This is a genomic window from Streptomyces sp. NPDC048254 (assembly GCF_043201895.1).
Taxonomy (GTDB): domain Bacteria; phylum Actinomycetota; class Actinomycetes; order Streptomycetales; family Streptomycetaceae; genus Streptomyces.
This window is the reverse complement of record NZ_JBICZJ010000011.1, coordinates 157,271-181,444: the sequence shown is the minus strand read 5'-3', so window position 1 is coordinate 181,444 and position 24,174 is coordinate 157,271. Positions and strand designations below refer to the sequence as shown.

The window sequence follows — 24,174 nt, the reverse complement described above, 5'->3', positions numbered from 1 at the left end:
GTCCACCGGTTCCGTACGAGCGTGATGCCGTGTCCGCCGTTGCGTGCGCGTTGCTGCGGCTTCGGTCTGGACTTGGCGGTGAGTTCCCGGTGGACGTGCCAGAACAGGGTGTCCATCTGCAGGAGTTCGGCCCCGCCGGGCACGCCCCGGCCGAGCGCGGCGATCAGTTCGCCGGTGAACGCGGTGTACTTCTCCCCCTCCGGCGCCCAGGCCGTCCTGGTCTCGGTCGCGGCCGTCATCAGATAGGTGCCGTCCGCCTCGGCCAGGTTGGCGAGCGTGGCGTCCGCTCCCAGGTGGCCGGTCATCGCCCGGCCGCTGTAGCAGCAGTCGAGGATGACGACCTTGCGGGGCGCGTCGCACTCGTACACCAGCATCCGGCGGATCGCGTCGTAGGGCACCGCCCGGTAGAGCCGGCTCGCGTCCGCGCGGGGCAGGGCCAGGTACAGGTCGCCGTCCTGGGACACCAGTCCATGGCCCGCGAAGTACACCAGCATCAGGTCGGTCGCCTCGGCGGCGGCTTCGTGGACGGCGTCCAGGACCGCTTCCGGGGACGCGGGGTCGTGCAGGACGCGGCAGTTGGGGCGGCGCAGTCCCCACAGGTCCGCGGCGCGGAGCAGGGCCGCGAGGTCGTCGACGCCGTCGGCCACGGAGGGCAGTCCGGGCAGGGTGGCGTAGTCGCTCACGCCGATCAGCAGCGCGCGGGAGGCGACCGGGTCGGGCAGGCCCATCACGACCCTCCCGGAGTTCCCGGCGCTCCCGGCGCTCCCGGCGTCCCCGACCCTCCCGGGGTTCCCGGCGTCCCCGGGGTTCCCGGCGTCCCCGGGGTTCCCGGGGTTCCCGGGGTTCCCGGGGTTCCCGGGGTTCCCGGGGTTCCCGGGGTTCCCGGGGTTCCCGCCCCGGTCCCGTCCGGGGCCGGGGCCGGGTCCGTGCCCAGGGCCGGGTCCGAGGCCGCGTCCGCGCCCAGTGCCGGGGCCGCGCCCGCGCCCGCGCCCAGTGCCGGGGCCGCGCCCAGTGCCGGGGCCGCGCCCAGGGCCGGGTCCGAGGCCGCGCCCGCGCCCAGTGCCGGGGCCGCGCCCAGGGCCGGGTCCGAGGCCGCGCCCGCGCCCAGTGCCGGGGCCGCGCCCAGTGCCGGGGCCGCGCCCGCGCCCGCGCCCAGGGCCGGGGCCGCGCCCAGGGCCGGGGCCGGGGCCGCGCCCAGGGCCGGGGCCGGGGCCGAGGCCGGGTCCGCGGGCTGTGGGTGGCCGGTCGGTTCCTCCAGGGCGGCGACGATGCGGCGTACCGTCTCGGCCGATCCGTCGTGCACGGTGACGGACCGGCCGTCCCCGAGCTGGATGACGATCGGCGGGGCGGCCGGCCGCTGGCCGCGCCAGGCGGCGTACGCGAGCGCCAGGTTCAGCGCCGAGAAGCCCTGGCCGAGGACCAGGTCGATGATCTCGACCGCGCCCATGGCGGTGCCCGGGTGCTCCCCCGCCGCGTCCGGTGCGGGCACCAGCGTGGGCGTGGCCGAGCGGCGCACGTCGGGATCCTCGCGCAGCCATCGGTACAGATCTCGTACGGCGTCCTGCCCGCCGTCCGCCGTCGTCGCTATCAGGACCCGCATCGCTCCCCCGATTCCGTTCGCCGTCCGACCACGATAGGGAAAAAGGCCGCCGAGGGTGATCCGTCTGCGCTGCCGGGTCACCGGTGCGGCCGGCCGGCGCGGTGGTTTGGCTACCGTGGCCGGTATGGAGATCTGGATCAACCCGGCCTGCTCGAAGTGCCGTACCGCGATCGGCCTGCTCGATGCCGAGGGGGCCGACTACACCGTCCGCCGTTATCTGGAGGACGTGCCGAGCGAGGGCGAGATCAGGGCCGTACTGGAACGGCTCGGGCTCGAACCCTGGGACATCACCCGCACCCAGGAGGCGGCGGCGAAGGAGCTGGGGCTGAAGGGGTGGGCGCGGGACGAGGCGGCGCGCGACCGCTGGATCACGGCGCTCGCCGAGCACCCGAAGCTCATCCAACGGCCCATCATCACCGCGGACGACGGGACGGCGCTCGTCGCCCGCACCGACGAGGCCGTGCAGGAAGCGCTGGCCAGGGGCAGGAGTTGAATATCCCTCAACTCCGATGTGACGTACGTTACTTCAGCGACTCCTGTAACCGCTGAGTAACGGCGTTCGATACCTCGTACATAGCGGCGTACGCTCCCCCACCCCTCTTCAGGAGGCGCGCATGTCGCGTAGGAGAAGTCTCGGCGCCAAGAAGTCGATCGCACTGCTGGTCGGCGCCGCCGCCGTCGCCGGCGGCGGGGCCTTCGTCCTGGCGTCCACCTCGAACGCCGCGCAGACCCCGCAGAACGCGAAGACACTGTCGTCGGCCGCGGACTCGACCGTCTGCTCGGGGCTGGCCACCGCCCTCGGCAACAACCAGAAGTTCATCGCGGACCAGAAGGCGAACCCGGACGCCCAGTCGGCGGCCCGGATCACCAACCGCGAAGCGGTGATCGCGCAGATCAAGGTCCAGCAGAAGGCGTCCGGTTGCGTCGTTGGGGAGTCGGCTCAGGGCTCCCAGGCGGCGGGCGGGACGCAGACGGGCCAGACCGGTCAGACGGGCCAGCAGGCCGCCACGCCGGCGCCCTCGAAGAGCGCGGCCACCGGGAACACCGGAGGCGGTGCCGCCGCCGCGGGCCAGCAGGTCTGCAACGGCTCGACCGTCACGCTGTCCGGCGAGGCCGGTGCCCCGGCCGCCTCCAGCAACCAGTTCCCGGCGGGAACCACGCTGAAGGTCACCAACCTGGACAACAACAAGTCCACGACGGTGAAGGTCACCTCGGTGTCCGGCAGTTGCGTGCTGCTCAACAACGCCGCCTTCGAGCAGGTCCGGGAACCCGGCAAGTTCCTGATCCGCCGGGCCCTGATCCAGAAGGTCGGCTGATCGACGAAGCGTGTCACGGCTCGGCCGCCGGCTTTCACGGAGGGAAAGCCGGCGGCCGCCGCGCAGGGATGGCGCACGGCGCCCGAAATGGGCTCCGTACCCCGCCTGCCCGCGTCTCACAACGTGAGTCGCGCCACAGAACCACCAGGTAACACCGGGTTCACATTCGAGCAATGATCGGGAAATCGCCTGTTGACAGGCTGCCGGGCAACACCGAGGCGCCCCAGTGCCGTAGCGCCACTGCACCCGCAAGTGCGCCCGACCCACCCCGAAGGATGTGGCCCGTGACCTTCAAGGCTGAGTACATCTGGATCGACGGCACCGAGCCGACGGCCAAGCTGCGTTCGAAGACGAAGATCATCGCGGGCGCCCCCGCCGGTCTCGACGCGCTGCCGATCTGGGGCTTCGACGGGTCCTCCACGAACCAGGCCGAGGGGCACTCCTCGGACCGTGTGCTGAAGCCGGTCTTCACCTGCCCGGACCCGATCCGCGGCGGCGACGACATACTCGTCCTGTGCGAGGTCCTGGACATCGACTTCACCCCGCACTCCTCCAACACGCGTGCCGCGCTGGTCGAGGTCGCGGAGAAGTTCGCCGCGCAGGAGCCGATCTTCGGCATCGAGCAGGAGTACACCTTCTTCGACGGCGCCCGTCCGCTGGGCTTCCCCGAGGGCGGCTTCCCGGCCCCCCAGGGCGGCTACTACTGCGGTGTCGGCGCCGACGAGATCTTCGGCCGCGAGATCGTCGAGGCCCACCTGGACAACTGCCTGAAGGCGGGTCTGGCGATCTCCGGCATCAACGCCGAGGTCATGCCCGGCCAGTGGGAGTTCCAGGTCGGCCCGGTCTCCCCGCTGGAGGTCTCCGACCACCTGTGGGTGGCCCGCTGGCTGCTCTACCGCACCGCGGAGGACTTCGGCGTCTCCGCCACCCTCGACCCCAAGCCGGTCAAGGGCGACTGGAACGGCGCCGGCGCGCACACCAACTTCTCCACCAAGGCGATGCGCGAGGGCTACGACGCGATCATCACCGCGTGCGAGTCGCTCGGTGAGGGCTCCAAGCCGCTCGACCACGTCAAGAACTACGGCGCGGGCATCGACGACCGCCTGACCGGCCTGCACGAGACCGCCCCGTGGAACGAGTACTCCTACGGCGTCTCCAACCGCGGTGCCTCGGTCCGTATCCCGTGGCAGGTCGAGAAGGACGGCAAGGGCTACATCGAGGACCGCCGCCCGAACGCCAACGTCGACCCGTACCTGGTGACCCGGCTGATCGTCGACACCTGCTGCACCGCCCTGGACAAGGCCGGCCAGGTCTGATCCGCGAGCTCCCCGCAGGGGCGTCCACCGTCACGGTGGGCGCCCCTGCGGCGTTGTCAGTGGCGCGTGCCATGGTGGGCGTATGGAGATCGACGAGGTGCTCGCCGTCAACACCTGGACGGAGAACGGGCAGAGGTGTCTGTGGAGTTCGCCGGAGGAGCTGCGGCAGGCGGTGCGCGGGCTCGGTGCGCCCGGGAACCGCTTCCTGATCGCCCAGCGCGTCCCGGACCTGCCGAAGGTGTTCGCGCAGGTGTGGCACGAGGCGGGCGGCGACTACCGCCTCGAACACCGGCGCGGCGCGGACGAGTTCTCCGGTACCGACCTCACGGACCCGGACCGGGTGGCGGACCTGCTGGCCGGCTGGGCGCGGGAGGACGACGGGTGGGACGCGGGCGTGGCCTGGGAACCGGTCCCGGTGCCGCCGAGCGAGGAGATACCCCCGCTCGCGGCCGAGGTGGCGGCCCGCGCCGAGGAGCAGGTGCACGCCCTGCTCCGGGACGGCTACCTGGGGATCGACCGGCTCGTCCGGGAGACCGTGGACCTGATGGCGGACGACGACCGGGACGGCGCCGCGCCGGTCTCCCCGGCCCAGGCGCGCGAGATCGTGGAGCGGCTCTGGATGGCGCGGGTGGCGGAGCAGCGGGCGTGGACCGGGCTCACCGACCCGGACCGGCTGACGCGGGCGTTCACGGCCCTGGAGCGCGAAGGCGTGGTCGCCCGCGAGGACTTCACCTGCTGCCGCTCCTGCGGCATGACCGAGATCGGCGCCGAGGCCGAGGACGCGGGCGGCGCCCGGGGCTTCGTCTTCTTCCACCACCAGGGCACCCGCTCCGCCGCCGAGGGCCACGGCCTCAGCCTCTACTACGGCGGCTTCGACGGCTCGGCCGGGACCACCACGTCCGTCGGCCGCGCGGTGGTCGCCGCACTGACCGCCGCCGGGCTGTCCGCAGTGTGGGACGGCAATCCGGACAAGGCGATCGAGCTCGCCCCGCTGACCTGGCACAAACGGCTGGTGGGATGAGGCGGGCGGCATCAGGATCCCGCCGGGGACGCGTCCAAGCAGTGAGAGGAGGGTCCTGTTTCCGGGCTGTGTCTGCTTCAATGGGCGCATGGCCAGCTACCAGAGGTACACCGCGACGGGTCGCCATGACCTCGAGCCCTTCTGGCCTTCCCGTCAGCACCACGACTTCGACCGGGTGTGTTGCCGCGCGATGAACGCGCGGGCCCTCTAAAGCCGTACACCCCGGCCTTCGGCCAGCGCGGAACGCAGAACGTCCCCGGCGCGCCCGACCACGAATCGCGGCCGTCGTCCCGACCGACGAACTCCTCGCGCGAAAGAGCTGACGTCTCATGGCGACCACTCGTTCTCTCTCCCCCGCCTCCGCCCTCGCCGCCTCCTCCACCGCCCGGCATCGGCTGCGTGCCGTCGACCGGGACGAGGTGGTGGACATGGCGGACTTCCTGCCGCCGGGCGCCACCTGGCTGCCCGCCCCGCAGCACACCCTGCCCGCCCTGCCGGGCCAGCCGCCGATGATCGGCTACCTGGTGCTGGTGCCGGCGGACCAGCGGCCGCCGTTCCTGCCCGTCGCGGTGCCGGACGCCGAGGAGCAGGCCGACGTAGCGGCCGGGCGGGCCGCGAGCGGCATCCTGCCGCTCGTCACCGTCGACTCCGGGCAGCGCACCGCCCAGGTCGACGGGCGTGAACTCGACCTCACCTACCTGGAGTTCGAGCTCCTCGCCCATCTGGTCGCGCACCCGAACCGGGTGCACACCCGCGACCAGCTGGTCACCACGGTCTGGGGCTACGGCCATGTCGGCGACGGCCGCACGGTCGACGTCCATGTCGCCCGGCTGCGCCGCAAGCTCGGCGCGGAGCATCGGGGCGCGATCCAGACGGTCCGCCGGGTCGGCTACAAGTACACCCCGCCGACCGGCCGCTGACGAGCCGTTCTGCCCTCGGCAGAGTCCCGTTCCGTCCGGCGTCCCTTCCGGGCACGATCACCGGCATGAGACTTCTCGTACTGGGTGGTTCCGAGTTCGTGGGGCGGGCCGTCGTGACGGCGGCGCTGGAGCGCGGCTGGGAGGTGACCGTCTTCCACCGGGGACAGCAACCGCCCCCGCCGGGCGTGCGGGCGCTGCACGGCGACCGCACCGCGCCCGACGGTCTCGCCGCCCTCGCCGGCGGCACCGAATGGGACGCGGTCGTCGACACCTGGTCGGCCGCGCCCCGCGCCGTGCGGGAGACGGCACGGCTGCTGCGGGACCGCGCCGGACGGTACGCGTACGTGTCGAGCTGCTCGGTGTACGACTGGCCGCGCCCGGCCGGTTTCACCGAGGACACGGCACTGGTGACGGGGGCCGCGGCCGACGCCGGGCCGACCGAGTACGCGCAGGACAAGCGGGGCGGTGAGCTGGCCGCCGTGGAGTCCTTCGGCGCGGACGGCTCGGTACTGGTGCGGGCCGGGCTGATCCTCGGGCCGTACGAGAACGTCGGCCGGCTGCCCTGGTGGCTGAACCGGATCGCCCGGGGCGGCCCGGTGCTGGCACCGGGCCCGCACGACCTGCCCGTCCAGTTCGTGGACGCCCGCGATCTCGCCGAGTGGACCCTGGGCGCGGTCGAGAAGGGCCTGTCCGGGCCGTACAACCTGGTCTGCCCGCCCGGCCACACCACGATGGGCGCGTTGCTGGAGGCGTGCCGCCGGATCACGGGCTCGGCGGCGGAGCTCCGCTGGACCGACCCCGAGGTGGTCCTCGCCGCCGGGATCGAGCCGTGGGTTCAGCTGCCGGTGTGGGTGCCGCCGGGGAGCGAGTCGCACGACGCCATGCATCGCATGGACGTGTCGCGGGCGGTGGCGACGGGGCTGGTGTGCCGGTCGGCCGAGGAGACCGTGGCGGATACGTGGCGGTGGCTCCAGGAGATCGGTGACGAGGCGCCGCTCAAGCCGGGCCGTACGGCCCTGGGGCTGGACCCGGCGGTGGAGGCGAGGGTGCTTGGCCTTCCGGCAGGAGGGTCGTGATCAATCTGCGGGTCGGTGGGGGCTTGTGCCCACGCGGCGGAGCCGCATGTCGGACACAGCCCCGCGCCCCTATCGGGGCGCTGCAGTCCCGGGGTGTACGTAGCACCACCCCTTGACATGGGGGTTCGGCCCAGTGACCCCTGCATATCCGGTCGGACAGACTGGCCGCATGACGACGAACACGAACAGCGGTGGCTTCCGCGGCAGGGCGCGTGAGGTGCTGCTGGCCGCCGTACGGGGGCTGGTGCTGGCGCTGGTGATGCCGGCGATCTCGATCCTCTGCTCTGTCCTGACCGCGGTCTCCGTCGCGCTGATCCCCATCGGCGTCGGGATCGTCACGACGCCCCGGATCCTGGAGGCTGTCCGGGAGGTGGCGGACGTCCGGCGGCGGCTCGCCCACGAGTGGTGCGGGGTGCGGATCCCGTCGGCGTACCGGCCGGTGCCGGCGAACGCCAACCCCTGGACCCGCACCCTCGCACTGCTCCAGGACCCGCAGGTCGGGCGGGACGTGCTGTGGCTGCTGGTGGACATGACGGCCGGGTTCGTGACGGCGCTGCTGCCGGCGGTGCTCGTGTTCTATCCCTTCGAGGGGTTCGCGGTGGCCGCCGGGCTGTGGCGGGTGCTGGGGGACGGCTACTGGTACGGCTTCGTGCCGGTCAGCGGGCAGGCCACCGCGTTCGCCGCCGCCGGGCTCGGCGCCGTCATCCTCGTCGCCGCCTTCCGCTACGCCCCGGCCCTGCTGACCGTCCACTTCAACCTCACCCGCGCCGTCCTCGACACCGGTCAGGGCGAACTCGTCGAGCGGGTGCGGGTGTTGACCGAGACCCGGAAGGACGCGGTGGACACCTCGGCGGCCGAGCTGCGCCGGATCGAACGGGATCTGCACGACGGGGCCCAGGCCCGGCTGGTCGCCATGGGCATGGACCTGGGGACCATCGAGATGCTCCTGGACAAGGATCCGGAGAAGGCGAGGCAGTTGCTCGCGCAGGCCCGGCGGGCGTCCGTGGAGGCCCTGGGGGAACTGCGCGACCTGGTGCGGGGCATTCATCCGCCGGTGCTGGCCGAGCGCGGCCTCGGGGACGCGGTACGGGCGCTGGCGCTGCGGCTGCCGGTGCCCACCGAGGTGACCGTGGACCTGCCGGGCCGGGCGGACGCGCCGGTGGAGTCGGCCGCGTACTTCGCGGTGAGCGAGGTGCTGACCAACGCGGTCAAGCACGCCGGCGCCGACCGGATCTGGGTGGACCTGCATCACCGTGAGGGCATGCTGCGGATCTCGGTCACCGACCACGGCAGCGGCGGCGCGGTCATCGGCGCCGGGTCGGGGCTCGCCGGGGTCGAGCGGCGGCTCGGTACATTCGACGGCGTCCTGGCCGTCAGCAGCCCCGCGGGCGGCCCCACCATGGTCACCATGGAGATTCCGTGCGCGTTGTCCTAGCCGAAGACCTGTTCCTGCTGCGCGACGGGCTGGTCCGGCTGCTGGAGGCCTACGACTTCGAGATCGCGGCCGCCGTCGAGACCGGCCCCGAACTCACCCGGGCGCTGGCCGAGCTGGAGCCGGACGTGGCGGTGGTGGACGTACGGCTGCCGCCCACGCACACCGACGAGGGGCTGCAGTGCGCGCTCAGGGCCCGGCAGGACCGGCCGGGGCTGCCGGTGCTGGTCCTCTCCCAGCACGTGGAGCAGCTGTACGCGCGGGAGCTGCTGGCCGACGGCAGCGGCGGGGTGGGGTACCTGCTGAAGGACCGGGTGTTCGACGCGGAGCAGTTCGTGGACGCCGTACGGCGGGTCGCGGCGGGCGGTACGGCCATGGACCCGCAGGTGATCCAGCAGCTGCTGTCCCGGCGTTCCGGCGACCGGCCGCTCGCCGGCTTGACACCGCGCGAGCAGGAGGTGCTGGAGCTGATGGCGCAGGGCCGCTCGAACGCGGCGATCGCCGGGCAGCTCGTCGTCACGGAACGGGCCATCGCGAAGCACACCTCCAACATCTTCACCAAACTGGGACTTGAGGTGTCGGACGACGACAATCGGCGCGTCCTGGCGGTGCTCGCGTATCTGGACCGCGACCGCTGATTTTCCAGAAATCTCCCTGCTCAAACGGCAGTTGTGCCCCAAGTACGTAACAAGTCTCTGATGAATTTGTGAGACGCCTGAACACGTCTGAGACGGGCTGCGTATGAAAGGACGCCGCTTCACTCCTGTCGGGCGCCTCGATGCCGCCCCGCAAGGAAGGTCTGAGGAGTTCCATGGGACGCAACATACGCAAACGCCGTTCGCCGCTGACCGTCAAGGTCATAGCCGCATCGGCGGCTGTCGCACTCGGCGGGGGCGGGCTGCTCTATGCGCAGATGAACGCTTCGGCTCACGAGTCGAACAACTCGGCGCAGAACTACACGAAGGCCGCCGCCGCCTCGGTCGCGACGATCTCCTGCCCGGACGTCGGCCAGAAGCTGACGAACGTGCCCGCCAAGGCCAAGATGGGGGTGGCGGCGGAACTGGCGAAACTCGACAAGCAGATCACCGAGGCCTACGCCCGTCTCGCCTCCACCCGTCAGGCCCAGGCGAACGACGCGAACTTCGTGCAGAACGCGATCGTCGGCCCCCTGAAGGAGAAGCGGGCGGCCACGATCGACCGGATCCGGATCGACATCACCCGGGTCGGCGGACAGTTCGACAGCTCGCTGGCCCAGCTCGCCGCCTGCACCACGCAGACCGCCAACCAGACCACCGCCGGCGGTGGTAACAACAACGGTGGTCAGAACAACAACGGCCAGAACAACGGCGGGCAGAACAACGGCGGGAACAACAACGGGAACAACGGCCAGGCCACGGCCGCCCCGAGTGCCAGCGCCAGCGCCCCGGCCAACATCGGCGGGCAGGCGGGCAACGGCCCGGTCGCGGCCGACTTCGTGGACATCACGAAGGTCGCGCCGAACGTCCTGGCCAAGCCGCAGAAGCAGCAGAACGCTTCGACCGGTACCTTCACCACCCGCTGCGGTGTGAACGCGAACAAGAACCACAACACCGACAACGTCATCGTGGCGCCCGGCGTGACCAACGGCGCGCACCACCTGCACGACTACGTCGGCAACCAGAAGGTCAACGCGTTCGCCACCAACGACTCGATGCTGGCGGCGCCGAGCTCCTGCCAGAACCAGAGCGACCTGTCGTCGTACTACTGGCCGGTCGTGCGTGTCCAGGACGGTTCGCAGGACTTCGACCAGAACGCGGACGGCGGTGGCAAGGAAGGCAACGTCGGCAAGATCCTGACCCCGCAGTCGGCGCAGATCAAGTACGTCGGCAGCCCGGCCAGCAAGGTCGTCGCGATGCCGCAGTTCCTGCGCATCATCACCGGTGACGCCAAGACCACGACCAACGGTCTGGCCAACGCCAACGCGCACTGGAGCTGCACCGGCTTCGAGAACAAGGTGCAGCTGACGGAGCAGTACCCGATCTGCCCGCAGGGCAGCAACGTGGTCCGCATCTTCGCCTTCCAGAGCTGCTGGGACGGCGTGAACGTCGACAGCGCCAACCACCGTTCGCACGTGGCCTTCGCGGACCCGGCGAGCGGAGTCTGCGGGAACGGCTTCAAGGCGATCCCGCAGCTGACGATGAGCCTGGTCTACAAGATCACGCCCCCCACCATCCAGGCGGACGGCACGGTGAAGAACGCCTACGCCGTGGACGGTTTCCCGGAGCAGCTGCACAAGCCGTCGACCGACCACGACGACTTCATCAGCGTCACCAAGAACAATCTGGCGGCGAAGATCGCCAACTGCATCAACACCGGCCGCAAGTGCCAGTGAGCAACACCTAGCAGCCGACAGCGAGAAGGCGGGCGGTGGGAGATCCCACCGCCCGCCTTCTCGTGTGTGCCGGGAGGTTCAGCTGGTGTGCTTGCTGTGGTCGGTCCCGATCTCCTCTTCGCCGCCCAGCGTGGTCCGGAGCGCCTTGACCACCTTGTCGTCGCCGACGGCGACCCACTTGCGGCCGACGAGGTAGAAACCGCCGTAGTCCTTGGCGTCGTTGATCCACTCGCGCTGGCCGCGGTCGGTGGCGAAGGTGGCGAAGACGAACTTGCCGGCCGTGGTCTTGCAGATGGCCTGGCGGACCTCGTCGGAGTCGATCTGCATGTCCGGCGTGCACTTCACCTTGGCGGCCAGGCTCTCCAGGCTGCCGGTCGCGGTGACCGGTATCTTCGCCTCCGCGCTGCTGTCACCGGATCCACAGCCCGCCAGCGCCAGTACGGCCGCCGCGCCGGCCACGGCGAGCATCGGTCGGGTCAACCTCATCTGTTCCTCCGGTCGCGTTGCCGGCCCCGGGAATGGCTTCGGGGCCCTCCCCTTCGATACGGCTGTGGGGCGCGGGGCGCTCAAATCGAATAGGGGTCCAGGATGCCGTGGTCACCCGGGTGGCGGTGACCTACCAACGAGTCGCTCGTTCTTCAGGACGTGCAGTCACAGGATGTAGCCCAGCGTCACGCAGCAGCCTCCGCCGGAGCCCTGGGTCCGGCCGTCGATGTCGAGCAGGCCGAGGCCGCGCTCGTCGAGCACTACCCACGGCTGGTCCGGCTCGCCTATCTGGTGCTGCCGCCGGGCCTGCCCCGGGGCCGCCGCGTCCTGACCGCGCACTCCCTGGTCCAGCGGGCGCTGCCGCGGGGCCGTAAGCAGGCCCCGGTGATCCCGGCCCAGTCCACCGGCCGGAACACCGACCCCGGGTACGCCCTGGTCCGCCTCGAAGTGGTGCGTACGGCACTGGAGGCGGGCCTGCCGCTCAGGCTGACCGCGTGGCCCAAGCGGGCGCAGCTGCCGCCGCTGCTCCCCCAGGTGTGGGGCCTCAGGCTCTTCCCGCGCTCCGGCGGCGCCGACGAACTCGCCCTGGACCAGCGCCTCGCCGCCCTGTCCGGCCCGGCCCGCGCCGCCTATGCCCTGCGCGGTCTCGAGCAGCTCCCCGACGGCGACGTCCGCAAGATCCTCCGGGAGGCCGCGGTGGCGGACCCGGACGGCGCGCTCGCCGAGGCGAACGGCGTGCCGGCCGAGTACCCGCTGCTCGACTCCCCCGAGTTCGACCCCTGTTCCCTGCAGGTGCGGCCCACCGATCTGATGCGGCGCCGCCAGCACTCCAAGGCCGCGCTGGCCGCCGCGGCCGCGCTCGCGGTGTGCGGGGCGCTGGTCGCACTGCCGGGCGGCGGCTGGGGCGCCGACGGCGCGGCCGCGCCGGTGTACGCGCAGAACCCGGCCGCCCAGGCCGCCCTGGACCCGGCCCAGCTGACGAGGGCCCCGGCCACCGCCTGGAAGACCGCCGCCCGCACCGACTTCTCCGCCTGGCCCGCGCGCGGCGCCCTCACCGGCGACACCGCGCTGCTGCGCCGCGCCCTCGCCGTCTGGGCCCGCCCCGGCGAGACCGTCCGCGTCTCGGCGACCCCCGGCACCCAGACCGGCGGCCCGGCAGGACCGCCCCAGCTGCTGTACGCGGGCGTCGTCGACAGCGCCCGGGTGGTGATCTTCTACGACGGTCTGCGCATCGCCCGCTACGCCGAGCCTAAGGACGGCACCCAGGGCGCGGCCCTGGACTTCGCCCGCGTCGACGGCGCGGCCGGCGTCGAGGCGGAGGCGATGGTACTGGGCCGCTCCGACGGCAACGTCCGCTATCTGACGGCTCCCTGGGTGACCAGGGCGGCCGAGCGGGACCTGGTGAAACCGACCGCGGGGGCGATGGACCTCGGGCTGACCGACGGGGTGACCGGTCCGCTGGCCAGCCCCGCCCTCCAGCAGGGGGCGTGCACGTCCTGGAACACGCTCCAGCTGACCGACGCGCAGGGTGCGCACCTCTCGACCGACCTGGGCGAACTGGTGCCGGCCCGCCTCACCTCGGGCCGGCCCGGGTACACCGACGAGGCCTCGGGCGCGAAGGCGCTGCGCGACTGGGCGCCGTTCGCCTGCTCGCTGTCCGCGGAGCGGTCCGCCGGGGTGCGCAGCGTCAACGCCTGGGCGTTCGCGGAGCAGCCGCTGCCGGACGCCGGCGGCACCGCGTCGTGGGTGTGCACGCGTGCGGAGACCTGGCGGGGTGACGGCGCGGCGTCACTGGCCCAGTTCCGGACGCCGGGCGGCCGGTTCGGGGCGGTGGCGGCGAAGGGGTCCGGCGTGACGGCGTGCGGTCCGCGTGATCCGCAGGTGCTGGCCGGAGTGTTGTGGAAGTCCGGGGCTGGGCAGTGGTACCTGCTGGCCGCGGGCAGCCGCGACACGGCGTCGATCCGGGCGACCGGCGGGGTCACCGCGTCGGCTCAGGGGACACTGCTGGCGGCCAAGGCGAAGCAGGGGGCGCAGGCCGACCTGACGGGGAGGCTGGAGGACGGGAGCGAGATCAGCGGGCTACGGTGAGAACCTCCGCTGACCCTTGCTGACACTTCCGTAAACAAGCTCTGCCACAGGTCTTCCCACGCTGCCTACCCGTCAGTACATTGACGCCATGTCCAACAAGCAGCCGCAACCGGTGGCGTCCGAGCACATCGCGCTCACGGCCCGCAACGTGTCCTTCGCCTGGCAGGACACCCCGCTGCACTGGGTGCCCGGCGATCCGCTGGCCACGCACACCATCAACGTGCTGCATCTGCTGCTGCCCGCCGGCGAGCGCTGGTTCGTGCACGTCTACAAGCAGGTGCTGCCCCTGATCCACGACGAGCGGCTGCGCGCGGACGTCGTCGGGTTCATCGGGCAGGAGGCGATGCACTCCCAGGCCCATGACGAGGTGCTGCCCCACCTCAAGGAGCTGGGGCTCGACCCGGCGCCGTACACCGCGCAGGTCGACTGGTTCTTCGAGAAGCTGCTCGGCGACCGGACCCTGCCGCCGGGACGGGCGCGCCGCTGGTGGCTCCTCGAACGGGTCGCGCTGATCGCGGCCATCGAGCACTACACCGCCTTCCTCGGCGACTGGGTGCTCAACGCCGACGAACTGGACCGGCGCGGCGCCGACCCGACCATGCTGGACCTGCTGCGCTGGCACGGCGCCGAGGAGGTCGAGCACCGGTCGGTCGCCTTCGACCTGTTCCAGCACGTCGACGGCGGCTACCGGCGGCGGGTGCGGACCTGGGCGACGGCGTTCGCGGCGATCGTGTTCCTGTGGCAGCGCGGCGCCCGCTTCTTCATGGCGAACGACCCGACGCTCCTCGAAGGCCGGGCCCGGCTGAAGGACTTCTATCTCGCCGGCCGGCGCGGCACCCTGCCCGCCACCGGCGACATGCTCAGGTCCATACCGAGGTACCTGGGCCGCGGCTACCACCCCTCCCAGGAGGGCTCCACCGCCCAGGCCGTCGCCTACCTCGCCTCCTCCCCCGCCGCGCTGGCCGCGGAGCACGCCGGGAAGGGGGCCGAGTGATACCGAGGCTGCGGACCGTCGTCGCCCTCGCGGGCGCCGCGCTGCTCGTCAAGCGGGCCATGAGACGCCGTATCGAGGTCTCGCCGCTGTGGCCGATGCCGGCCCTGGACCCGCCGACCTCCGGACAGCCGCGCTCCCGGGCGCTGCGGCTGCGGGTCGCCTCGCGCCAGACGGTCGCGGACGGCGTCGTGCAACTGCGCCTGGAAGGCGGGCGGTTGCCGGGCTGGGAACCGGGAGCGCATCTCGACGTGGTGCTGCCGTCGGGGCTGGTCCGGCAGTACTCGCTGTGCGGGGACCCGGTGGACACCTCGTCGTACACGATCGCCACGCGGCTGGTCACGGACGGGCGCGGCGGCTCCCGGGAGGTCCATGAGCAGGTGGCCGAGGGCATGGAGCTGGAGGTCCGCGGGCCGCGCAACCGCTTCCCGCTCGTCGGGGCCGACTCCTATGTCTTCGTCGCCGGGGGCATCGGCATCACCCCGATCCTGTCGATGGTGCGGGCCGTGCCGGCGGGTGCGGAGTGGCGGCTGCTGTACTGCGGGCGGAGCCGGGCGTCGATGCCGTTCCTGGCGGAGCTGGCCGGGGACGACCGGGTCACGGTCGTCGCGGAGGACGAGGACGGCCGCCCGGACCTCGACGCGCTGACGGTCCCCGAGGGTGCGCTGGTGTACTGCTGCGGCCCGCAGGGGCTGACGGCGGCGGTGGAGGAACGGTTCCCCGCCGTCCGCCTCGAACGCTTCGCGCCGGGCACCGCCGGCGCGGGCAACCAGGAGTTCGAGCTGGAACTGCGGCGCAGCGGACGGACGTTGACGGTGCCGGCCGACTCGACCGTGCTGGCCGCGGTGCGGACGGAACTGCCCGACACGGCGTACTCCTGCGCACAGGGGTTCTGCGGGACCTGCCGGCAGCGGGTGCTGGCCGGGGAGGTGGAGCACCGGGACGAGCTGCTGACGGACACGGAGCGTGCCGACTCGATGCTGATCTGCGTATCCCGGGCACGCGGGGGGAGACTTGTGCTGGATCTGTGAACGCCCATGACGGGTCAGGTCCGTTGAAGGCCGGATCCGATCGGTAAGGTGTTCGTATGAGTACCGGGGTACGCCGCAGATTGGGAGTCGAGGAGCGGCGGCAGCAGTTGATCGGCGTCGCCCTCGAACTGTTCAGCCGTCGATCGCCCGACGAGGTCTCGATAGACGAGATAGCGTCGGCCGCGGGCATCTCGCGGCCCCTCGTCTACCACTACTTCCCCGGCAAACTCAGCCTGTACGAGGCCGCGTTGAAGCGTGCCTCGGAGGATCTCGCGGGCCGCTTCGCCGAGCCGCAGGAAGGCCCGCTCGGGGCGCGGCTGCTGCGGGTGATGCGGCGCTTCTTCGACTTCGTCGACGAACACGGGCCCGGTTTCGCCGCGTTGATGCGCGGCGGCCCGGCGGTCGGCTCCTCCGCGACCAACGCGCTCATCGACTCCGTACGGCAGGCCGCCTACGAGCAGATCCTCACGCATCTCGACGTCACCGAGGCACCGGCCCGTCTGGAACTGGTCGTCCGCTCCTGGATCTCCCTCGCCGAGTCGACCGCGCTGATCTGGCTGGACGGCCGGCGCATCCCCCGCGCCGAACTGGAGGTCCAGCTCGTCCACGACTTCGCGGCGCTGGCCGCCGTCAGCGCCGCCCAGGACGACGAGATGAGCACCCTGCTGAAGCGGATGGTCAAGGACGAGCCGGGCGACGGCCCGTTCGCGGACCTGGCGGTCCGACTGCTCGCGCTGGCGGGCTGAGCTGCAGCGCCCCATAGGGGCGCGGGGCTGCATCGATATGCGGCTCCGCCGCGGGGCGCGACCAGCCACGACGGCGCCGCAGCCGAACGACGACACACCACGGCGCTTACAGCGAAGCGTTCAGCCCTCGTACTTCCGGTACGACGGATCCAGATCGCGGACCTCCGCCGACGCGTGCAGCACGAACCCCTCCGGCTTCAGGTGCTCCCGCAGCAGCTCCAGGGTCGTCTCGGTCAGCTTCGCCTTCGTCTCGTCGGTGCGGCCGGCGAGCAGGCCGAAGGTGACGTGCACGATGACATGCGCCCCCTCGGCGTCATAGCCGAAGGCGGTCCCGTCCGCGGCGCGGAACAGCGTCTTGCAGGCCTCGGGCTTGGCGGCCGCGATCTCGACGACGGCGGTGTGCAGGGCCCGGGCGAAGCCCTCCCGGTCGAAGACGCCCTCCGCGGCGGCGGTGTGGTCGACGGTGATCTGCGGCATGGACCCTCCTGGTCAACGTGGAACTGGTGGCCAGCCTAGTCCGCCAGGCTCAGTGCCAGCAGGGCGACGTCGTCCTCACGGTCCCGTCCGAAACAGGCCAGCAGCGTGTCGCAGAGTGCCTCCAGGCCGGGCAGGGCGCCGACGGCGGCGGCGCGGAGGTGTTCCATGGAGACCGTGAGGTCGGTGCCCCGGGTCTCGATCAGGCCGTCGGTGACCATGAGGAGCCGGTCGGCGGGTCCGAGGACCAGTTCGGTGGGCGGCGGGTGCGGCAGGCCCACGCCGAGCAGCGGACCGGACGCCTTGACGTACTCGGCGCTGCCGTCGTCGCCCAGTATCAGCGGCGGGATGTGGCCGGCGTTGGCGATCCGGGTGCGCCCGGTGCCGGGGTCGATCAGGGCCAGGCAGAGGGTGGCCGTGACCTCGGCGTGGTAGTGCTGGAGCAGTTGGTCGAGCCGTTCGGCGAGCGCGGCCGGGTCGCTCTCCGCGAGACAGTAGGCGCGCAGCGCGTGCCGCAGTTCGACCATGACGGTGGCCGCGTCCAGCGAGTGCCCGACGACGTCCCCCACCGCGGTGAGCACGCCGTCGCCGACCCGTAGCGCGGCGTAGAAGTCGCCGCCGATCTCGGTCTCCTGGGAGGCGGGCTCGTAACGCACCGCTATGTCGACGCCCGGCAGCTCGGGCAGCCGGTGCGGGCGGGGCAGGAAGCTGTGCTGGAGGGTGAGCGCGACATGCCGCTCCACCTGGTACATGAGCAGCGGCTCGGCGGCCAGCGCGGTGGCCTGGGCCAGCTGGGCCAGCAGTGCCTCGCCGTCGGGGCTGACCCGGCGCAGCCCGCGGGTGGGCGTGGCCAGGCAGACCGGCGCCTTGCCGTCCTGGGTGAGGACCACCGCCAGCCGGGCGTCGTGCTGCACCCCGGGCCGGAAGAACCCGGCGGGCCACAGCGGGGCCGGCACGGTGGTGATCTGCACCCCGGACTGCCCTCGGGTGAGCCGCCGCAGCAGCCCGGCCACGTCCCGGTGGGCGCCCTCGTCGGGCAGGGCGAGGGAGGTGCGCTCCCGGCTCAGGCCGCGGTACAGCTCGCCGTCCCGGTCGAGGACGAAGACGGCGGCGGGGCAGCCGAGCAGCCGGGCGGCGCCGTCCGCCGCCGCGTCGGCCAGTTCGTGCAGCGAGCGCGCCGACTGGATGGTGACGATCGTCTCCGACAGCTGCCTCAGCCGCCGTACCAGCGCCTGGTTGTCGGCGCGCAGCCGGGCGGCACGGACCGCGGTCCGGACCGCCGCCTCGATGTCCTCCGGCTCGGCGGGCACGGTCAGATACGCCTCGGCGCCCGTCTCCAGCCCCGGGCAGCGGTCCGCCGGGGCGGAGGTCAGGGCCGAGAAGTGCACCACGGGCAGACCGGCCATGTGCGGCCGCTCCCTGAGCCGGCGGCACAGCTCGAAGCCGCTCATGTCCGGCAGGTGCACATCGATGAGGGCCACGTCGGGCAGGTGGCCCTTGCGCAGCCGTACGTCGAGTTCGCTGAGCGCCTCCTGGCCGCAGGCGACCGGGACGACCTCGTGACCGGCCCGGCGCAGCACGGTGCCCATCGCGTACCGGCTCGCGGCCTCGTCGTCCACGATCAGCACGGTGGTGTCTGTCAGCTTGCCGTTGACGTCCATTTACCAGCCCCTGGACAACGCCGGTGGGGCAGCACCCGGTTCTGGGCCTGCCCCACCAAAGTAGTGCGGATGTCATGCGGTCCGGGAGAACACCGCCACGGTGCGTCCCGGAACGATGAACGTACCCGCTTCCCGGTCGTACGATGCGGACTTGACGACGGAATCCGCGCCGGCCGCCTGCACCGGATGCAGCCGGTAACCGGTGCCGGCCAGCGCGCCCACCCGCTGCTCCTGCCGCTCCGGCGTCGCGTTGAACACGACGACCAGGTCTCCGAGTTCCATGGTGATCACGCCGGGCGTCTCGTCCTTCCCGGACAGCGGGAACGAGAGCTTCGACTGCACCTGTCCAGCCGTGTCCAGCGAGAACACGCTGTCGGTCGTACGGATTCTCAGTAGATCACGGTAGGCGGCCGAGGCCCCGTCGATCTCCGCGCAGCCGACGCGCACCGAACCCAGCAACGGCTTGGCGTACGGCCACTTGGACGCGTTGTCGGCGGCCATGGGCAGCCCGCGCCCGAAGCCGTTGCCGTCGGAGCAGTTCCAGTGGATGGCGTTGAACCAGTCTCCGCTGTCGAAGGAGTTGCGGTCCAGGGACTTGGAGCGGAGGAGATCCGTACCCGCCTGGGAGAGCGACGGACCCTGCGACAGGGCGGCCGTGGCCATCGCGAGGACCTGCATCCTGGCCCGGTCGGAGGCGCTGGTGGTGGCCGGCAGCTTGTACGTCAGCGCGTCGAACAGCGACTCGTTGTCGTGCGCGTCGACGTAGGCGAGGGCGTCGCCGGGCGCGTCCGCGTAGCCGGCGGGCGAGCCGTTGTAGTCGACCTCGGCGCCGGTGACCTCCTTGCCGTCGGTGTCGGTGAACCGGTACCTGGCCAGGTTGCCGCTCAGGCCGATCTTGATCAGGTCCTGGTAGTGCAGCAGCCGGGCCTTCTGCTCGGCCGGAGTGCCGTTGGCCGTCGACGCGTTGGGGTCGGTGTAGAGCCCGGTCGCGAAGCCCTGGACGCCGGGGTCCGCGTCGAAGGGGCTGCCGCCGCGTACGGCGTCCCGGGCGCGGTCGGAGAAGGTGGCGATGCCGGTGCCGGCCATGTTGGCCTGGGTGGCCTGGACGAACCGGGCGTCGTCGGCGACCTCGCCGAAATTCCAGCCCTCGCCGTACAGGATGATCTTCTTGCCGTCGACGCCGTCCTTCTTCAGGGTCAGCGCGTCCAGGGCCTTCCTGACCGCCAGGATGTTGGCCTTCGGGTGGTGGCCCATCAGGTCGAAGCGGAAGCCGTCGACCTTGTACTCCTTGGCCCAGGTGACGATCGAGTCGACCACCAGCTTGCCCATCATGGCGTTCTCGGGCGCGGTGTTGGCGCAGCAGGTGCTGTTCGCGACCGAGCCGTCGGCGAGCAGCCGCTGGTAGTAGCCGGGCACGATCCTGTCGAGGACGGAGGTGTCCGCCTGCCCGCTCGCCGCGGTGTGGTTGTAGACGACGTCCATGACGACCCGCAGGCCGTCCTCGTTCAGCGACTTGACCATCTGCCGGAACTGGACCGTGCGGGCGGTGCCGTCCGGGTCGGTGGCGTACGACCCCTCGGGGACCGTGAAGTGGTAGGGGTCGTACCCCCAGTTGTAGGCGTCCTTGGCGGCGGTCGCGGCGACGCACTCCTGCTGCTGGTCGGAGTCGGCCGGGTAGGAGGCCAGGTCGCAGTCGGGGCTCGCCTGGTCCGCCTTCTTCTCGGGCACGGTGGCGAAGTCGAAGGCCGGGAGGAGATGGACGTACGACGTCCCGGACTTCGCGAGCGCGCGCAGGTGCTTCGAGCCGTCGCTGCCCTTGTCGGTGAAGGCCAGGTACGTGCCCCGGTCGGTGGCCGGGACCGTGGAGTCCGCCACCGAGTAGTCCCGGACGTGCAGCTCCTGGATCTGGGCGTCCTTCAGCGGCACGGCCTTGGGCTTGGTGTAGGTCGACCAGCCGCCCGGGGTGAGGGACCTGTCGGCCAGGTCGACGACGAGACTGCGCTCGGAGTCGGCGGTGAGAGCGACCGAGTAGGGGTCGGTGACCTTGTTGGTCACCAGCTTCCGGACGCTGGGCGCCCAGACCTTCACGACATACCGGTAGGGCTTGTTCTTCCAGGACTTGGGGCCGGTGACGGACCAGACGCCGGTGGCGGGGTTCCGTTTCATGGCCACGGTGGAGCCGTCGAGTTCGAGGCCCACGCTCTGCGCGGTCGGCGCCCAGACGGAGAGGGTCGGCTTTCCGCGGTGGAAGACCGGACCGAGACTCGCCGTCGTCGCCTTGGCGTACACGTCGTCGAGCACCCCGGCGATCTGTACGCCGGTCGCGGCCAGCACCGCCCCGTTCGCCGCCCGTTGGGAGGCGACGAGCTGTCCGTCGAGCGCCTCGCGCACCCGGTCGCGGTCGCGCGGGTCGACCGACCAGGCCGTGTAGTCCTTCAGATACGGGAACCTGGCCTTCTGGGCGTCGGTGAGGGTGGTCTTCGTCAGCCGCAGCCACCGCTCGTCGTCGCTCGTCAGCGTCCCGTCCGCGACGGCGATCGAACCGTCGTGGGAGTAGAGGAGCTGGGTGGAGGCGGCACCGTCGGCGCCGTCCCAGGCGACCGTGGACCGGTCGATCCAGACCGCCGCGGAGGTGGTCAGGTCGAGGGCGGCCGCACTGCCGGCGGGCTGCGGGAGCAGGTACTTCTCCTGGCCGTTCAACAGCCACACCTCGTGGCCGCTGGAGGTGAGGTCCAGGGACTGGTCGGCGGAGAGGTCCTTCTCGTCACCGTTGTGGATGATGTAGCTGAGGCTGGTGGCGCCCTCGGTGAGCGGTACCTCGAAGACCGCGCCGTAGGCGTCGGTCGCCACCGGCTTCAGGGGGCTCGACCAGTCGGTGGGGTTCGCGGCGCCCGTCCAGACGTGCAGGCCCCAACCGTCGTAGTTCCCGTCGGCACGGTGGTAGTGGATGACCGCCTTGGTGGTGTCCTGGGCCGGGTAGGCGGGCCGTTCGGTCATCACGTCCGCCTTCCCCTGCTCGATCCAGACCTCGCCCGTCCTGGTGACGTCGATGGAGCGGTCGACGGAGACGTCCTTGTCGCCGTCCTTGTCGACGACGAGGAAGCCCACGTTCGAGGCGCCGGACTTCAGCTTGACGTAGGCGAAGGCGCCGTACGAGTCGCGGCCGACGAACGGGTGCCCGGCGGGCCAGGTGGTCGCCTCGCCGTCGGCGATGTCACCCCAGGCGTACAGGCCCCAGTCGGCGTAGTCGCCGTCGGTGCGCTTGTAGTGGACGATCGCGTAGTCGCGGGAGGAGGCGGTGGGGGTCTCGGGGACGGGCGGGGTGCCGGAGCTGCTCTCGGCCGTGGCGGAGGCCCGGTGGCCCGCCGAGTCGACGACGACCGCCTTGTAGCGCAGCGCGGTGCCGGCCGGGAGGTCCTCGGCGAGGGTCTGGGTGACCTTGTAGGGGGCGTGGTCCCCGGAGCCGAGGGTGGTCCACCCGCCGTTGCCGACCTGGGCGGCGAAGACGACCCGGTCGAGCTGACCACCGGTGACGTCCGCGGTGAGGTCGACGGTGCCGGTGGCGCCGGCGGCCGGGGCGGCGAGGGTGATCTCCGGGCTGGTGGCGGGCTTGTCGAGGGGGCCGGTGGCCTTGTAGACGACGGCGGATCCGGCCGGGACGGTGACGGTCAGCCGGTCCGCGCCGTCGGAGGTCAGCGCCCCGTCCGTGCCGTAGAGCGCGCGGTAGCGCATGTCGGCGGAGCCGGTGGTGAAGGACGCGGTCTTCGGCGCCTCGGCGTTGTTGAGGGCGACGACGTACTCCTGGCCGGTCTTGGCGTCCGTCCGGGTGAACGCGTAGACGCCGGCGCCGTCGGCCGCGTAGCGCTCGGTCTGCACGCCGTCGGCGAGGGCCGGGTTGGCCGCGCGCAGCTTGGAGAGAGCACTGATCTGCCGGTAGAGCGGTGCACTGGTGTCATAGGCGTCGCTCGCATGCGTGCGCTCGGTGCCGATCTCGTCGTCGTCGAGATAGTCGGCGACCTTCGACGCGAACATCGTCTGCCGGGCGTCCTTGTCCCCGCCGGAGCCGGTGAAGCCCTGCTCGTCGCCGTAGTAGACGACCGGGTTGCCGCGGCTGAGGAACATCAGCTCGTTGGCGAGCCGGTCCTTGGCCAGCAGCTGGGCGTCCGTGGCCTTCGGGTTGTCCTGCTCCAGGAAGTACCCGATCCGCCCCATGTCGTGGTTGCCGAGGAAGGTGACCTGCTCGTAGGCGTTGGCCTTGTCGGTCGTGTACTTGTAGTCGTCGCCGAAGACCGAGGCGAGCTTCTGCGCGCTGCCGCCCTGGGAGGCGTAGGCGCGGGCCGCGTCCTGGAAGGGGAAGTCGAGGGTCGCGTCCAGCCGCCCCTGGGTGACGTACGGGGAGGTGACCGAGGTGTCGGCGGAGTAGGTCTCGCCGAACATGAAGAAGTTCTCACGGCCGTGCCGGGCCGCGTACGTGTCGAGCGCGGTCGCCCACTGGGTCCAGAACCCCATGTCGACGTTCTTCACGGTGTCGATCCGGAAGCCGTCGATGTCGTAGTCCCGCACCCACCGCTGGTAGATCTTCTCCATCCCGCTGACGACCTCGGGACGCTCGGTCCACAGGTCGTCGAGGCCGGAGAAGTCGCCGTAGGTGGCGGACTCGCCGGCGAAGGTCGAGTCGCCCCGGTTGTGGTACATCGTCGGGTCGTTGAGCCAGGACGGCACCTTGCTGTCGTCGGCCACGGTCGGCGTGCGCGGGAAGGAGGCGGCGGAGACGGCCGGAAACCTCTTGCCGCCGGCCGCGTAGTCGGCGTCGTCGAAGGGCTGCCCGTCCTTGGTCAGGTAGGGAAAGGCGCCCTTGGAGAGGTAGTCGTACGACTTCTCCTCGTAGTCGACGACGTCGGCGGTGTGGTTGGTGATGACGTCGAAGAAGACCTTCATCCCCTTGGCGTGCGCCTTGGAGATCAGGGTCTCCAGGTCCTTGTTGGTCCCGAAGTGCGGGTCGACCTGGGTGAAGTCGGTGATCCAGTAACCGTGGTAGCCGGCCGAGGCGTTGCTGCCCGTGCCCTGCACCGGCTTGTTCTTGAAGATGGGGGCCATCCAGAGGGCGGTGGTGCCGAGCCCCTTGATGTAGTCGAGCCGCTTGGTCAGGCCCTTGAGGTCACCGCCCTGGTAGAAGCCCTTGTCGGTGGGGTCGTACCCGGTGGAGAGGCGGGAGCCGGTGAGGCCGCCCTGGTCGTTGCCGGTGTCGCCGTTGGCGAAACGGTCCGGCATGACGAAGTAGAACTGCTCGCGGGTGTCGTCGTGCCGGGCGGGCTCGGCGGCGAGCTTCGCGTCGGAGGGCGGTGCGGGCGGGGCGGCGGCGTGTGCGGCGAGGGGCTGCACGAGCGCGGCGGCGAGGGCGGCGACGGCGACGGCCGCGACCCGTCTGACATGTATCACCGGTGTGAACTCCTAGCGATTGCGGCTCTCTTGGGTCCGACCCCGCGCGACCGTACCGCCGCCGAAAGGCTTACAGCAAGAGGCTTGCAATTCACAGCAAGAACTTTCACGAGGTGTATTGACGCGGTATCCCAACTGCCGCACTCTCACGGGTTGTTGAAGCCTGCCCCAATCCTTTCCGAGCCTTTCCGAGCCTTTCGGAGCCG

The 24,174-nt window shown here is 71.6% G+C and carries 18 protein-coding genes and 1 pseudogene; 13 read left to right on the top strand and 6 right to left on the bottom strand.

All coding sequences use genetic code 11. From position 1 onward, the window contains the following. Positions 1 to 80: 80 nt before the first annotated feature. A pseudogene (locus tag ACGFZQ_RS29645) lies at positions 81 to 728 on the bottom strand (caspase domain-containing protein); the annotation flags it as partial. After that, positions 728 to 1,600: a hypothetical protein gene (locus ACGFZQ_RS29640; protein WP_393842920.1), complete on the bottom strand. Its 873-nt coding sequence runs from the start codon at positions 1,598 to 1,600 to the stop codon at positions 728 to 730. The pseudogene ACGFZQ_RS29645 and the gene ACGFZQ_RS29640, both read right to left, overlap by 1 nt. A gap of 124 nt (positions 1,601 to 1,724) precedes the next feature. Between ACGFZQ_RS29640 and ACGFZQ_RS29635 the strand changes: the two genes are divergently transcribed. From ACGFZQ_RS29635 to ACGFZQ_RS29595, 9 genes are all read left to right on the top strand, one after another. Continuing rightward, on the top strand, positions 1,725 to 2,093 hold the full coding sequence (locus tag ACGFZQ_RS29635) for an arsenate reductase family protein (protein ID WP_351732108.1): 369 nt from the start codon (positions 1,725 to 1,727) through the stop codon (positions 2,091 to 2,093). 121 nt (positions 2,094 to 2,214) lie between these two features. Beyond that, positions 2,215 to 2,916, top strand: coding sequence for a hypothetical protein (locus tag ACGFZQ_RS29630; RefSeq protein WP_351732105.1), 702 nt, complete (start codon positions 2,215 to 2,217; stop codon positions 2,914 to 2,916). Between the two features lie 284 nt (positions 2,917 to 3,200). Next, on the top strand, positions 3,201 to 4,232 hold the full coding sequence (glnII, locus tag ACGFZQ_RS29625; protein WP_393842919.1) for a glutamine synthetase: 1,032 nt from the start codon (positions 3,201 to 3,203) through the stop codon (positions 4,230 to 4,232). An 82-nt stretch (positions 4,233 to 4,314) separates the two neighbouring features. Further along, complete coding sequence (locus tag ACGFZQ_RS29620) at positions 4,315 to 5,253, top strand: DUF6891 domain-containing protein (protein ID WP_393842918.1); 939 nt, start codon at positions 4,315 to 4,317, stop codon at positions 5,251 to 5,253. 329 nt (positions 5,254 to 5,582) lie between these two features. Continuing rightward, positions 5,583 to 6,173, top strand: a complete 591-nt coding sequence (locus ACGFZQ_RS29615; RefSeq protein WP_393842917.1) for a winged helix-turn-helix domain-containing protein — start codon at positions 5,583 to 5,585, stop codon at positions 6,171 to 6,173. A 65-nt stretch (positions 6,174 to 6,238) separates the two neighbouring features. Continuing rightward, positions 6,239 to 7,249 carry an SDR family oxidoreductase gene (locus ACGFZQ_RS29610; protein ID WP_393842916.1) on the top strand — a complete coding sequence of 337 codons (1,011 nt, stop codon included), beginning with the start codon at positions 6,239 to 6,241 and terminating at the stop codon, positions 7,247 to 7,249. Between the two features lie 169 nt (positions 7,250 to 7,418). Beyond that, complete coding sequence (locus ACGFZQ_RS29605; RefSeq protein ID WP_393842915.1) at positions 7,419 to 8,684, top strand: sensor histidine kinase; 1,266 nt, start codon at positions 7,419 to 7,421, stop codon at positions 8,682 to 8,684. Beyond that, positions 8,669 to 9,319, top strand: coding sequence for a response regulator transcription factor (locus tag ACGFZQ_RS29600; protein ID WP_351732092.1), 651 nt, complete (start codon positions 8,669 to 8,671; stop codon positions 9,317 to 9,319). The genes ACGFZQ_RS29605 and ACGFZQ_RS29600 overlap by 16 nt, the downstream gene beginning before the upstream one ends. A 173-nt stretch (positions 9,320 to 9,492) precedes the next feature. Further along, positions 9,493 to 11,052 (top strand): DUF1996 domain-containing protein, encoded by a 1,560-nt coding sequence (locus ACGFZQ_RS29595; protein WP_393842914.1) that lies wholly within the window; start codon positions 9,493 to 9,495, stop codon positions 11,050 to 11,052. Between the two features lie 78 nt (positions 11,053 to 11,130). Here the strand turns inward: ACGFZQ_RS29595 and ACGFZQ_RS29590 are convergent, their stop codons facing one another. Further along, positions 11,131 to 11,538, bottom strand: coding sequence for a hypothetical protein (locus tag ACGFZQ_RS29590; protein WP_351732087.1), 408 nt, complete (start codon positions 11,536 to 11,538; stop codon positions 11,131 to 11,133). Between the two features lie 159 nt (positions 11,539 to 11,697). On the opposite strand from ACGFZQ_RS29590, the gene ACGFZQ_RS29585 reads away from it, so the two are divergent. The 4 genes from ACGFZQ_RS29585 (at position 11,698) to ACGFZQ_RS29570 (ending at position 16,394) form a co-directional block, all read left to right on the top strand. After that, entirely contained in the window at positions 11,698 to 13,626 is a 1,929-nt protein-coding gene (locus ACGFZQ_RS29585; RefSeq protein ID WP_393842913.1) for a hypothetical protein, read from the top strand. Between the two features lie 88 nt (positions 13,627 to 13,714). Then, the gene (locus ACGFZQ_RS29580) at positions 13,715 to 14,620 is read left to right on the top strand and encodes a metal-dependent hydrolase (RefSeq protein WP_393842912.1); all 906 of its coding nucleotides are present in this window, start codon (positions 13,715 to 13,717) and stop codon (positions 14,618 to 14,620) included. Then, positions 14,620 to 15,648 carry a PDR/VanB family oxidoreductase gene (locus tag ACGFZQ_RS29575; RefSeq protein ID WP_393843034.1) on the top strand — a complete coding sequence of 343 codons (1,029 nt, stop codon included), beginning with the start codon at positions 14,620 to 14,622 and terminating at the stop codon, positions 15,646 to 15,648. The genes ACGFZQ_RS29580 and ACGFZQ_RS29575 overlap by 1 nt, the downstream gene beginning before the upstream one ends. Before the next feature lie 56 nt (positions 15,649 to 15,704). Beyond that, positions 15,705 to 16,394, top strand: a complete 690-nt coding sequence (locus ACGFZQ_RS29570; protein ID WP_393842911.1) for a TetR/AcrR family transcriptional regulator — start codon at positions 15,705 to 15,707, stop codon at positions 16,392 to 16,394. 120 nt (positions 16,395 to 16,514) lie between these two features. Here the strand turns inward: ACGFZQ_RS29570 and ACGFZQ_RS29565 are convergent, their stop codons facing one another. From ACGFZQ_RS29565 to pulA, 3 genes are all read right to left on the bottom strand, one after another. Then, positions 16,515 to 16,871 (bottom strand): 5-carboxymethyl-2-hydroxymuconate Delta-isomerase, encoded by a 357-nt coding sequence (locus ACGFZQ_RS29565; RefSeq protein WP_393842910.1) that lies wholly within the window; start codon positions 16,869 to 16,871, stop codon positions 16,515 to 16,517. Positions 16,872 to 16,906: 35 nt separating this feature from the next. Then, the gene (locus tag ACGFZQ_RS29560) at positions 16,907 to 18,529 is read right to left on the bottom strand and encodes a SpoIIE family protein phosphatase (RefSeq protein ID WP_393842909.1); all 1,623 of its coding nucleotides are present in this window, start codon (positions 18,527 to 18,529) and stop codon (positions 16,907 to 16,909) included. 72 nt (positions 18,530 to 18,601) lie between these two features. Then, entirely contained in the window at positions 18,602 to 23,968 is a 5,367-nt protein-coding gene (gene pulA / locus ACGFZQ_RS29555; protein WP_393842908.1) for a pullulanase-type alpha-1,6-glucosidase, read from the bottom strand. Positions 23,969 to 24,174 lie beyond the last annotated feature (206 nt).